The 12,893-nt window shown below is 39.7% G+C and carries 7 protein-coding genes; 6 read left to right on the forward strand and 1 reads right to left on the reverse strand.

Translation table 11 applies throughout. The features are described from left to right. Nucleotides 1-181 precede the first annotated feature (181 nt). Nucleotides 182-7,435, forward strand: a complete 7,254-nt coding sequence (locus N8M16_RS05095; protein WP_261069741.1) for an Ig-like domain-containing protein — start codon at nucleotides 182-184, stop codon at nucleotides 7,433-7,435. 178 nt (nucleotides 7,436-7,613) lie between these two features. On the opposite strand, the gene N8M16_RS05100 is transcribed toward N8M16_RS05095, so the two are convergent. After that, nucleotides 7,614-7,970: a DUF3397 domain-containing protein gene (locus tag N8M16_RS05100; protein ID WP_261069742.1), complete on the reverse strand. Its 357-nt coding sequence runs from the start codon at nucleotides 7,968-7,970 to the stop codon at nucleotides 7,614-7,616. A gap of 91 nt (nucleotides 7,971-8,061) precedes the next feature. Here N8M16_RS05100 and mnmL point away from each other — a divergent pair, with 91 nt between their 5' ends. Genes mnmL through N8M16_RS05125 form a run of 5 tightly spaced genes read left to right on the forward strand, consistent with a single transcriptional unit; the run spans nucleotide 8,062 to nucleotide 12,760 of the window. After that, entirely contained in the window at nucleotides 8,062-9,018 is a 957-nt protein-coding gene (mnmL, locus tag N8M16_RS05105) for a tRNA modification radical SAM protein MnmL/YtqA (protein WP_023946280.1), read from the forward strand. Further along, nucleotides 9,002-9,559: a tRNA 5-(aminomethyl)-2-thiouridylate-methyltransferase MnmM gene (gene mnmM, locus N8M16_RS05110; RefSeq protein WP_261069743.1), complete on the forward strand. Its 558-nt coding sequence runs from the start codon at nucleotides 9,002-9,004 to the stop codon at nucleotides 9,557-9,559. Before mnmL ends, mnmM begins: the two co-directional genes overlap by 17 nt. Continuing rightward, nucleotides 9,552-9,806 carry a hypothetical protein gene (locus N8M16_RS05115; RefSeq protein WP_000361085.1) on the forward strand — a complete coding sequence of 85 codons (255 nt, stop codon included), beginning with the start codon at nucleotides 9,552-9,554 and terminating at the stop codon, nucleotides 9,804-9,806. The genes mnmM and N8M16_RS05115 overlap by 8 nt, the downstream gene beginning before the upstream one ends. An 11-nt stretch (nucleotides 9,807-9,817) precedes the next feature. Next, nucleotides 9,818-11,872 carry a cation:proton antiporter gene (locus N8M16_RS05120; RefSeq protein ID WP_261069744.1) on the forward strand — a complete coding sequence of 685 codons (2,055 nt, stop codon included), beginning with the start codon at nucleotides 9,818-9,820 and terminating at the stop codon, nucleotides 11,870-11,872. Nucleotides 11,873-11,899: 27 nt separating this feature from the next. Then, nucleotides 11,900-12,760, forward strand: a complete 861-nt coding sequence (locus tag N8M16_RS05125) for a YihY/virulence factor BrkB family protein (RefSeq protein ID WP_020902460.1) — start codon at nucleotides 11,900-11,902, stop codon at nucleotides 12,758-12,760. Nucleotides 12,761-12,893: the final 133 nt, after the last annotated feature.

The raw sequence follows: 12,893 nt of genomic DNA on the forward strand, positions 1-12,893 counted from the left end.
AAATTCCACTTCAATACTTTTTAAAAACTCTCCAATTTTTATAAAAAACAATCAAAACTATTGTTTTTATACGTATAAGGTTGACAAATTTTTTATTGGTTATAAAATCGTATTATAAGATAATTATAATAAGTAGATTGCTCTCAGATAAAATGAAAGCGGTTACCAAAAGGAGGATTACATGCAAAAAGGTAATTGGAACAAAAAAAGAGTCTATAGTATTCGAAAATTTTCAGTCGGTGCTTGCTCGGTGCTTATAGGGACATGTGCTCTATTATTAGGGGCAAGCGTTAGTCTATCTTCTTCGGTATATGCCAACGAAAATACTGAAGAAATTGTGTCAACAAATAGGACTGAGCACCAGTCTGAAAACCTGAAAACTACTGGACTCTCAAGTGAACATAAAGCTGAAGGTGTTGCGACTGAAAAAGTAAGTGAAGAGCCTGCTAAAGCTGAAAATGTATCTTTAAAGGAAAATGCGGATGGTAGTGATGCAGTAGTAAAACCTCATGCAGATCAACCTTTAGTTTCAGTTGCCAATAATCAATCAGTTCCTTTAGAAGAAGGTAAGGCTGAAGTCGAAAACAAAACAGAAGAAAGGAACAAGCCTGAGGATAGCAATAAGCTTGAAGAAACAAATAAGACTGAGGTAACGGATAAATCTGAAGATAAAAATAAATCTGAAGATAAGAAGAAATCTGAAGAAACAAATAAAGCAGAATCACAAGATCGTTCTGTTTCAAAAGATAAGCAAGAATTCAAATCTGCTACGAATGAAGTAGTTGATAAGTTAATTGAAGATAGAAATATTTCCTTCAACCAGAATTGGCACTTTAAACTAAATGCCAATGCAAAGGAAGCTGTAAAACCAGACGCAGATATTTCTTCATGGAAAAAAATGGATCTTCCTCATGACTGGAGTATTCATTTTGATTTTGACCATGATTCACCAGCTCAAAACGAAGGTGGTCAACTGAATGGTGGAGATGGCTGGTATCGGAAAACCTTTAAGTTAGACGAAAAGGACTTGAATAAAGATGTTCGTGTAACCTTTGATGGTGTTTACATGGATTCACAAGTATTCGTCAATGGCCAACTAGTTGGTCACTATCCAAATGGTTACAATCAATTTTCATATGATATTAGTAACTATCTCCATAAAGATGGGCGAGAAAATGTCATTTCTGTTCATGCAGTTAATAAGCAACCAAGTAGTAGATGGTATTCAGGAAGTGGTATCTATCGAGACGTATCATTGCAGGTAACAGACAAGATTCATGTTGAAAAGAATGGGACAACTATTCTAACTCCAAAACTAGAAAGTCAACAAGGAGGAAAAGTTGAAACCCAAGTAAGCAGTAAAATTGTTAATACAGACAATAAAGACCATGAAATTGTAGCAGAGTATCAAATTTTTGAACGAGGTGGGAAGGCAGTTACAGAACTTGTTCGAACTGAGAGTAAAACTCTAAAAGCAAAACAAACCCTTCATTTGGATTCAGCATTAGAAGTTGAAAAACCAAAATTGTGGACAGTGTCATCTGATAAACCTGCTTTATATGAGATGGTAACTCGTGTTTATAAAGATGGTCAGCTTGTAGATGCTAAAAAAGATTTATTTGGTTATCGCTACTATAACTGGACTCCAGACCAAGGATTCTCTTTGAACGGTGAACACATCAAGTTCCATGGAGTTTCCTTGCACCATGATCACGGAGCGTTAGGAGCAGAAGAAAACTATAAGGCAGAATACCGTCGTCTGAAACAGATGAAGGAAATGGGAGTGAATTCGATTCGTACGACTCACAATCCAGCAAGTCCTCAGACCTTGCAAATTGCAGCCGAGCTTGGTTTGCTAGTTCAGGAAGAAGCCTTTGACACTTGGTATGGCGGTAAGAAACCATACGACTATGGTCGTTTCTTTGAAAAAGATGCTACCCATCCAGAGGCAAGAAAAGGTGAAAAATGGTCTGATTACGATCTTCGAACAATGGTAGAAAGAGATAAAAACAATCCTGCTGTTGTCATGTTGTCTATTGGTAACGAAATCGGTGAAGCAGATGGGAAAGCCCATTCACTAGCAACTGTCAAACGTTTGGTGAAAGTGGTGAAATCTGTTGATAAGACACGCTATGTAACCATGGGAGCTGATAAATTCCGTTTCGGAGATGGAACTGGGGACCATGAAAAGATTGCAGATGAACTGGATGCAGTTGGATTGAATTACTCTGAAGAAAATTATCAAACTCTTCATGCGAAACATCCGAAATGGCTCATTTATGGTTCAGAAACATCTTCAGCAACTCGTACAAGAGGAAGTTATTTCCATCCAGAGAGTGAGTGGGTAGGAAGTAACCAATATTGGCGTAATTACGAACAATCCGATTATGGTAATGATCGTGTTGGTTGGGGTAAAACTGCTACAGCATCATGGACCTTCGATAGAGATCATCCAGGCTATGCTGGACAATTCATTTGGACCGGTACGGATTATATTGGTGAACCAACACCATGGCACAATCAAAATAGTACACCAGTAAAAAGTTCCTACTTTGGTATTGTTGATACCGCAGGTATTCCAAAAAATGACTATTATCTCTACCAAAGTCAGTGGGTTTCTGCCAAGAAAAAACCAATGGTTCATTTACTTCCTCACTGGAACTGGGAAAAGACTGAATTGGCCGACAATGTTGCAGATGCTGAAAATCGAATCCCAGTTAGAGCTTATTCCAATGCTGCTAGTGTTGAGTTGTTCTTAAATAATGAGTCACTAGGTCTTAAAAAATTCAACAAAAAACAAACAAGTGACGGTCGTACATATCAAGAAGGTGAAAATCCTCAAGAGCTATACTTGGAGTGGAAAGTCGCTTATAAACCAGGAACTTTGGAAGCGGTAGCTCGAGATGAGTCTGGCAAGGAAATTGCTCGTGATAAGATTGTAACTGCTGGTGAACCTGCAGGTGTCCGTTTGGTTAAGGAAGAAAATGCAATCGCTGCAGATGGAAAAGATTTGACTTATATCTATTACGAAATTGTAGATAGCAAGGGTAATGTTGTGCCAACTGCTAACAATCTAGTTCACTTCCAACTTCATGGACAAGGTCAACTGGTTGGTGTGGATAATGGTGAGCAAGCTAGTCGTGAACGTTATAAAGAACAAGCAGATGGTTCTTGGATTCGTAGAGCCTTTAATGGTAAAGGGGTAGCGATTGTTAAATCGACTGATCAAGCAGGTAAATTTACCCTTACAGCATATTCAGGCTTGTTGAAATCAGATCAAGTTACAGTTTTTACAGGTAAGTCAGACCAGTCAGAAAAAACTGTTTTAGGAACAGAAATACCAAAAGTTCGGACAGTTTTAGGTCAAAAACTTAAAATGCCTCAGACAGTGCCATTTGTCTATAGTGATGGTAGTCGTGAAAAACGTCCTGTAACCTGGTCTAAAGCAGATGTCAGTCAAGCTGGAATTGTAACTATAAAAGGTGTGTCTGATGGGCGTGAAGTTGAGGCTCGTGTTGAAGTTCTTACAATTGCAAATGAACTTCCAGCTGTTAAACGCATGGCACCTGGAACAGACTTGAGCTCTGTGGATAAACTTGTTTCACTTGTTTCATCAGATGGTCGTATTCACAATTACGAAGTTGAAAATTGGGAAATTTCACCAGAAGATCAAGAGAAGTTGTCTACTCCAGGGGCACATATCCAGATGACTAGCCAATTGGGAGATAGAACTATCCACGCTACTTTGATAGTTGATGATGGTAAGGAATTGGCTCAAGTTACACCAACTATAGCAGTAGGTGGTGAAAGCGTTACGGAACTTTCAAATGAACATCCTGTCCATTATCATAAACTTTCTTATGGTGCAAAAATTCCAGAAGTCAGTGCTAGTGCTGAAAATGCTGATGTGAAGGTCGTTCAGGCAAATGAGTCAAATGGAATGCGTGCTAGTATCTATGTTCAACCTAAAGATGGTGGACAATTACAAACTTATGCGGTTCAGTTCCTTGTTGATTCTCCACAAATTGAAAGCTTGAGTCTCAGAGTGGATCAAGCTACTAGTCTCAAAGAAGATCAAACTGTTAAAATGACAGTTTTAGCCCGTTATCAGGATGGAACTGAAGCTGTTTTACCAACCGATAAGGTGACTTTCTCAAGCCAAGGCGAGGGAGGAGTCTCTGTTAATAAGGGAATGCTAGAGTTGCATAAACCGGGTAGTCTCACTTTACAAGCTCAATATGAAGGTGCAAAAGGAGAACTTCCTCTAACGATTGCAGCAAATACTGAAGAGAAAGTTGTCCAGGCTATTCGTCCAGTTAACCTTGTGACAGATTTGCACCAAACACCAAATCTTCCATCTACAGTAACAGTTGAGTACGATAAAGGATTTCCAAAAGTTCATAAGGTGGTTTGGGATACGATTCCATCTGAAAAATTAAATCACTATCATACTTTCGAAGTTCTTGGTAAGGTTGAAGGATTGAATCAAGAAGCGCGTGCGACAGTATCAGTAGAAGGAATTGTATCAGTTGAAGATGTGAGCATTACAACACCAATTGCTGAAGCACCAAGCTTGCCAGAGAGTGTCCGTACTTATTATTCAAATGGCCAAGTATCTTCAGCTAAGGTGGCTTGGGATACTATTGATGCAAGCCAGTATGCAAAAGAAGGAATCTTTACTGTAACAGGCCATGTGGAGGGAACGCAGCTGACAACGAAATTACATGTTCGTGTATCCAATCAAACAGAAATTGGCAATAATATTTCAGATCAATGGACAGGTTCAGAATTACCACTTGCCTTTGCATCAGATTCTCATTCTTATGACCCAGTATCTAATGTAAATGATAAAGTGATTTCTTACGGTGATCAGCCTGCAAATCGTTGGTCAAACTGGAAACGTTCTGAAGAAGCTTCAGTAGGGGTACTCTTTGGAGATTCAGGTATTTTGACAAAACGTTCGGTAGATAACTTGAATGTAGCCTTTTATGAAGATAGCGGTGTAGGTGCTCCAAAATCTTACGTCATTGAGTATTATGTTGGTGAAAAAGCTCCAACTGCACCGAAGAATCCTGGTTATGTAGAGGGTGAAAACCACGTATTTAATGACAGTAAAAATTGGAAACCAGTTACAAATCTTAAGGCTCCAGATCAGTTAAAAGCTGGAGAAATGAATCATTTCAGTTTTGACAAGGTGGATACCTACGCGGTACGTATTCGCATGACCAGAGCTGACGATAAACTTGGAACATCCATTACAGAATTACAAGTTTTCTCTAAAAAGGTAGCACCAGCTAAAGAGGCAACTACTAACATTAAGGTGGCTGGAAAAGACCTTCCTCACTTTAATCCAGACTTAACAGATTACTATTTAGACTATAGTGATGGAAAAATTCCAGAAGTAACAGCTAGTATCACAAATAATGGACTGGCTACAGTAGTTCCTAGTGTGAAAGAAGGCGATCCTGTCCGTGTTATTGTGAAAGCAGAAAATGGCGATATTCTTGGAGAATACAACCTTCACTTTACAAAAGATAAAGACTTGTTGGCTCGTAAACCAATTGCTGCTGCTAAACAGTCTCAATTGTTGCAACTGGGTCAACCTTTGGAATTGCCAAATAAGGTTCCTGTTTATTTCGCAGGTAAGAGCGGTTATGACGTAAAAGATTTGGCAGTTGAATGGGAAACAGTTCCTGCTTCTACCCTAAGCAAGGCTGGAGAATATACAATTAAAGGCCATGTAGTTGGTAGTGAAGTCCCAGTAGAATTATCTGTTCGAGTAACGGACAAGGTCGGTAGATCACTTTCTGATAATCCAGATTATCTTGCTACTCATAGTCAGGCTTTTGCTTCAGCCACTAATGATTTGGATGACAATTCGAATGACCGTGTAGACTATCTAAATGATAATGACCGAAATCAAGACAACCGTTGGACAAACTGGTCAGCTAATCCATCAGCTAATCCAGAAGTATCAGTTGGTGTTATCTTTAAAAAGAATGGTAAAATTGTGGATAGAAAGGTTTCACAAGCTAAACTAAACTTCTTTGCAGATAGTGGAACAGATGCCCCAGCTAAACTCGTATTGGAACGATACATCGGTCCTGACTTTGATGTTCCGGTTTACTATTCAAACTACAGCTACGAATCAAATCATCCATTTAATAACCCTGATAATTGGGAACTTGTTCCTTATTACGCAGACAAAGAAATTCAAGCTGGAAATGAGATCAATGTGACCTTTAAAGCTGTGACTACCAAAGCTATGAGATGGCGTATGGACAGAAAAGCAGATAAAAATGGGGTTGCACTAACTGAATTAAGTTTCCGAGCACCAAGTGAGCTTGCAAAAGAGAGCACAGAGGGAAGAATTTTAGTAGATGGTAAAGAGCTTCCTGACTTCTCTGAAAATCGTTTGGACTATGAATTGATTTATAAAGGGGAACGTCCAAAAATCACTGTAGAAGGGAAAGATCAAGTCACATCTACAATTGTGGATAGTGGAAATGAAAATCTTCCTGTATTAGTCCGTCTGGTATCAGAGAGTGGTAAGAATGTCAAAGAATACCGGATTAAATTGACTAAGGAAAAAGTGATAGACGCAAAACTTGTAGCTCCTGCTCAATATGACTTGCCTAGTCTTGAAGTGGTAGACAAAGAATTGAACTTCCAAACTCTTGAACAAAAAGACGATACTCTGTTTGAGGGAGAAGTTCGCCTGTTGCAAGAAGGTAAAGTTGGTAAGGAACGTATCTATACAGAAGTAACGACTGATGGCAAGAATAAAGAAAAATCACGTGAGATTCTGGAAGAACCTGTAAATAGAATTCTGTTGGTAGGTACTAAGAAGAAAACAAGTAACATTGAGACGCCGGCGGGTGGACATCAAGACAATGGTAGCAGTCAACCTACGGAACAAAAACCAGGAGCAAATCCGAATCCAAATATTGTCATTCCAAATCCATCAAATAATGGTGTGACAAGTAACAGTTCAGATTTTAAAAATCATCTATCAGTTGCTCCGAACATTGTGATACAAGCTCCTACTCAGGAAAGCAAAAAACCTGGATGGAACAAGGAAGATGGTAAATGGTATTATCGTCAACAAAATGGGGACTTGGCTAAGGGTTGGGTCAAAGATGGAGATACTTGGTATTACTTTGATCAAACAGGAAAAATGGAAACTGGCTGGATTAAAGATCAATCAGGTGCATGGTATTACTTGAATCAATCAGGTGCAATGTCATCTAATGAGTGGATTTTGGATCAAGATGGTAAGTGGTACTATGTTGATGCATCAGGTTCGATGAAGACAAGTCAATGGTTCCAAGTTGGAGACAAATGGTATTATGTTGATGCAAATGGATCCCTTGCTGTCAATACAGTAACTCCGGATGGTTATCAAGTAAATGAAAACGGTGAGTGGATCGGATAAGATTGATTTGAGGAATGTAACTTTCTCATAAGATTTATTCTGTGCAGTGTTCCCAAGCGAGACAAGTGAAGTCTCGCTTGGAAACGCTCTGCTCAAACGATTTTTAAACAAGAAAAAAGGATTTACCCAAGTCAAAAGGGTTAAATCCTTTATTTTTTATGTCTCATATAAGATTCAGCTAGAGGGCCATCAATTCAACAATCATCTCGATATACATGACAAGGGTTAATAAGAATCCTGCACGCCAGAAGAATTTGATGAATTTAGGATAGTAAAAACTGCGTTTTTTCAGAAGGAAGAAAAAGACGAGAATAATGGCTAGGACTGAGAGGGCTAGGCCCAGTCTAGGGAGGAAATTATGGGTAAAGGTTTTAGCTGTAATAAGGTAATATTCAAATACCAAGACTGGAAAAGCCAAATCCGCAAAGTTTCGTCCTAGTTTTTTTAATCTAAAAAGTTTGGTTATGATAATGCAGACTACTAAGGTCAGTATCAATAATAAAATAGATGCTAATTTCATTAAAATCATATCCATATTGTATCATAAAAAATCGCTAAAGGAAACGAGAAACAGAGGAATTTATAGGAAAGTCAGGCTTTTGAGATTGTGGGTGTTTTTTGTTATAATGAAAGTTATGAAATCTTATAACACCTTGAATGATTATTATCGAAAACTCTTTGGAGAAAAGACCTTTAAAGTCCCTATTGATGCTGGGTTTGACTGTCCCAATCGTGATGGGACTGTGGCTCATGGGGGCTGTACTTTTTGTACGGTTTCAGGTTCTGGAGATGCTATCGTAGCACCGGACGCGCCTATCCGTGAGCAATTTTATAAAGAAATTGACTTTATGCATCGTAAGTGGCCTGATGTTCAGAAGTATCTGGTTTATTTTCAAAATTTTACCAACACCCATGAAAAGGTTGAAGTTATTCGAGAGCGCTATGAACAGGCTATCAACGAGCCAGGTGTAGTAGGAATCAATATTGGAACGCGCCCAGACTGTTTACCAGACGAAACCATCGAATATTTGGCTGAATTATCGGAGCGCATGCATGTGACGGTTGAATTGGGCTTGCAGACCACTTATGAAACAACCTCTGACCTGATTAACCGTGCCCACTCCTATGAGTTGTACGTGGAAACGGTCAAGCGTTTGAGAAAGTATCCCAAAATTGAGATAGTTTCCCATCTGATCAATGGGCTTCCTGGTGAAACCCATGAGATGATGATTGAAAACGTCCGCCGCTGTGTTACGGATAACGATATTCAAGGGATTAAACTGCATTTGCTTCACCTGATGACCAATACGCGAATGCAACGGGATTATCACGAAGGACGCTTGCAGTTGATGAGCCAGGACGAATATGTAAAGGTTATCTGTGATCAACTGGAAATCATTCCTAAACATATTGTCATCCATCGAATCACAGGAGATGCACCTAGAGATATGCTGATTGGGCCTATGTGGAGCCTCAATAAATGGGAAGTCCTCAACAGCATTGAGATGGAGATGCGACGTCGTGGAAGCGTTCAAGGATGCAAGGCTGTAAAACAGGAGTTTGAAAATGAAAAGACCACTTGAGATGGCACATGATTTTTTGGCTGAGGTAGTGACTCAGGATGATATCGTAGTGGATGCAACCATGGGAAATGGTCATGACACGCTTTTTCTAGCCAAGCTAGCTAAGCAAGTCTATGCCTTTGATATTCAGGAGCAAGCCTTGGAAAAGACGCAAGAGCGTTTGAACCAAGCTGGCCTGACAAATGCCCAGTTAATCTTACAAGGCCATGAGACACTGGACCAGTTTGTGACAGAAGTCAAGGCAGGGATTTTTAATCTGGGTTATCTGCCGTCAGCTGATAAGTCCGTCATCACCCAACCTCAGACTACCATTGAAGCCTTAGAAAAGCTGTGTCGTTTGCTGGTCAAAGGGGGACGGATTGCTATCATGATTTACTATGGTCATGAGGGAGGAGATATTGAGCGAGATGCTGTCTTGAATTTTGTTAGCCAGTTGAACCAACAAGAGTACACAGCTGCCATTTACCGAACTTTAAACCAAGTCAACAACCCACCATTTTTAGTAATGATTGAAAAATTAGAGAGATATAGACATGGATAAACAATACCTACGTGAAAAGCTGGATGCCATGCGCCAGAATTTTGTTGAATCAACTCACCATGAACGAGCGGTGGGTGTGTTAGACCAAGCGCATATGAGCAAAAAAATGCTTAAAATCAAGAAAAAATTAGTTGCTCTTGAGATGGAACGGTGTCAGAGAAAAATTGAGCACAAAGATTGTTCCAAGATTGACCAAAAAATCAAAGAGCAGAAGGAGATTTTTGAATCTTGTTGTAAAAAAGATTAAGGAGGACGTGCGTGGAATTATTGATTTACCTCATCCTATTTTTACTGGTTTTGATTGTCTCAAGTACAACCAATAAGCTCCTGCCCTTTTTGCCGCTTCCTTTGGTGCAAATTCTTCTGGGAATTGTGATTGGTCTCTTTTTACCCAATACCGACTTTCACCTCAATACAGAGTTGTTTTTGGCACTGGTTATTGGGCCATTGCTTTTCCGAGAGTCGGAGGAAGCAGATATTACGGCTATTTTAAAACACTGGCGAATCATTGTTTATCTCATATTTCCAGTGATTTTCATCTCGACCCTGAGTTTGGGTGGCTTGGCCCATCTTCTTTGGCTCAGTCTTCCCTTGGCGGCTTGCTTGGCTGTTGGGGCAGCCCTTGGCCCTACGGATTTGGTGGCCTTTGCCTCTCTTTCGGAGCGGTTTAGCTTTCCTAAGCGCGTGTCCAATATCCTTAAAGGTGAAGGACTTTTGAATGATGCTTCTGGCTTGGTTGCCTTTCAGGTAGCTTTGACAGCTTGGACAACTGGAGCCTTTTCCCTTGGCCAAGCGAGTAGTTCGCTCATCTTTTCAATCCTAGGCGGTTTTTTAATTGGCTTTTTAACAGCCATGACCAACCGTTTCCTCCATAGCTTCTTGCTAAGTGTGAGAGCAACGGATATTGCTAGTGAACTTTTATTAGAATTGAGTTTGCCCTTGGTAACCTTCTTCCTGGCAGAAGAAGTCCACGTTTCAGGGATTATTGCCGTTGTGGTTGCTGGGATTTTAAAGGCAAGCCGTTTTAAGAAAATTACGCTCCTCGAAGCCCAAGTGGATACGGTGACCGAGACGGTCTGGCATACAGTGAACTTTATGCTCAACGGTTCTGTCTTTGTGATTTTAGGGATGGAGCTGGAAATGATAGCAGAACCTATCTTGACCAATCCAATCTATAATTCCTTACTTTTATTGGTATCTCTTATAGCCCTTACATTTGTCCTCTTTGCCATTCGTTTTGTCATGATTTATGGCTATTATGCCTATAGGACTAGACGTCTCAAGAAAAAACTGAATAAGTATATGAAGGACATGCTTCTTTTGACTTTCTCAGGTGTCAAGGGAACGGTGTCCATTGCTACGATCCTTCTGATACCAAGTAATCTAGAACAGGAGTATCCTCTCTTACTTTTCCTTGTCGCAGGTGTGACGCTTGTCAGCTTTTTAACAGGCCTCGTGGTCTTGCCTCATCTTTCTGATGAACAGGAAGAAAGCAAGGACTATCTTATGTATATCGCCATTTTGAATGAAGTAACGCTAGAGTTGGAAAAAGAGCTGGAAGGCACCAAAAATAAACTTCCCCTCTATGCGGCTATTGATAATTATCATGGACGTATTGAAAATCTCATCCTGAGTCAAGAAAATAAGGGGGCTCAAGAAGACTGGGAGGCCTTGAAACTTCTCATCCTCAGTATTGAAAGTGATGGTTTAGAACAGGCTTACGAAGAGGACAAGATGAGTGAGCGTGCCTATCGAGTTTACCAACGTTATTTGAAAAACATGGAACAAAGTATCAATCGCAAGTTTGCTTCACGATTGACCTATTATTTCCTTGTTTCCTTGCGGATTTTACGTTTTCTTCTTCACGAAGTCTTTACTCTTGGCAAGACTTTTCGCAGTTGGAAAAATGAAGAATCACAGAAACTCAGGGCTCTTGACTATGACCAAATTGCAGAGCTTTATCTAGAAAATACAGAGATGATTATCGAAAGTCTGGAGAACCTTAAAGGGGTTTATAAGAGTTCTTTAATCAGTTTTATGCAGGATTCTCGTCTCCGAGAAACAGCTATCATCACCAGTGGTGCCTTTGTCGAACGGGTTATCAATCGTATCAAACCCAACAATATCGATGAAATGCTGAGAGGCTATTATCTGGAGCGCAAGTTGATTTTCGAATACGAAGAAAAACGATTGATTACGACCAAGTATGCCAAGAAGTTACGGCAAAATGTGAATAACTTAGAGAACTATTCTCTGAAGGAAGCTGCCAATACCCTGCCTTATGATATGGTGGAATTGGTAAGAAGAAATTAATCAAGATTATAAGTGAAGGAGTATGATATGAAGAAGTGGTGGAAAGAGCTGATAGATAAGCCCTTATTAAAAGCTTTTTTGCATTATTATCAAGCATCAGATAGTGAGTTAACCAGTGTCGCAGTAGCCTACTATTGGTTGATTTCGATTTTTCCCCTGCTTTTGGTGGTAGTTAATATCCTCCCATATTTTCAGATTCCAGTTTCTAATTTTTTAAAGGTTGTCAATGAATTCTTGCCGGATACCATGTATGATGTGGTCGCAAAGATCATTACAGAAGTGCTGACCCAACCGTCAACGGGTTTATTGAGTTTTGCGGTTTTGTCAGCCCTCTGGACCTTTTCAAAATCTATGAATTTCCTGCAGAAAGCCTTTAATAAAGCTTACGGAGTATCAAAAAATCGTGGAATGATTTCCCATCAACTCATGAGTTTGTTTGTCAGTTTTGGCTTGCAGATTCTCTTTGCTTTAGCTCTGTTTTTGAGTGTCTTTGGCCGTATGCTCCTCAACCTTGTCAAAAGCTATTGGAAATCGGATAGTCCTCTTTTTGATTATCTGCAAGACCTAACAGGCCCTTTGGTCTATGCCTTGATTTTTGCCATCCTGGTCATGCTCTACTATTTTCTACCCAATGTTAAGGTGCGAAGGATTCGCTCTGTATTGCCAGGTAGTGCCTTTGTCTTGTTGACCCTGGTCTTACTACTCAATATCTTTTCAGTCTATGTTAACAATTATGTCAATCACCTAGTGGACGTGCGTTTTTTCAGTTCCGTCGTCGTGGTGGTCATGATGTTCTGGTTTATTCTCATCGCTAAGATTTTGATTATCGGCGCGGTGATCAATGCCAGTGTCCAGAGCTTGAAAGATACGAGCTTTAGAATAAATTAACTCATTTTTTATCCATTACAAAACGCATACTATCAGGCTTTATAAAACCTTGATAATGAACTGCACCCCAAAAGTTAGACAGAAAAAATCTAACTTTTGGGGTGTTTTTATTATGAAATTAACTTATGATGAT

It is taken from the genome of Streptococcus mitis (assembly GCF_946188375.1).
Taxonomy (GTDB): domain Bacteria; phylum Bacillota; class Bacilli; order Lactobacillales; family Streptococcaceae; genus Streptococcus; species Streptococcus mitis_CX.

Coding starts and splice junctions, on each gene's coding strand:
- N8M16_RS05095 (WP_261069741.1), top strand. CDS start 182: ATGCAAAAAGGTAATTGGAACAAAAAAAGAGTCTATAGTATTCGAAAA.
- N8M16_RS05100 (WP_261069742.1), bottom strand. CDS start 7,970: ATGGATATGATTTTAATGAAATTAGCATCTATTTTATTATTGATACTG.
- mnmL (WP_023946280.1), top strand. CDS start 8,062: ATGAAAGTTATGAAATCTTATAACACCTTGAATGATTATTATCGAAAA.
- mnmM (WP_261069743.1), top strand. CDS start 9,002: ATGAAAAGACCACTTGAGATGGCACATGATTTTTTGGCTGAGGTAGTG.
- N8M16_RS05115 (WP_000361085.1), top strand. CDS start 9,552: ATGGATAAACAATACCTACGTGAAAAGCTGGATGCCATGCGCCAGAAT.
- N8M16_RS05125 (WP_020902460.1), top strand. CDS start 11,900: ATGAAGAAGTGGTGGAAAGAGCTGATAGATAAGCCCTTATTAAAAGCT.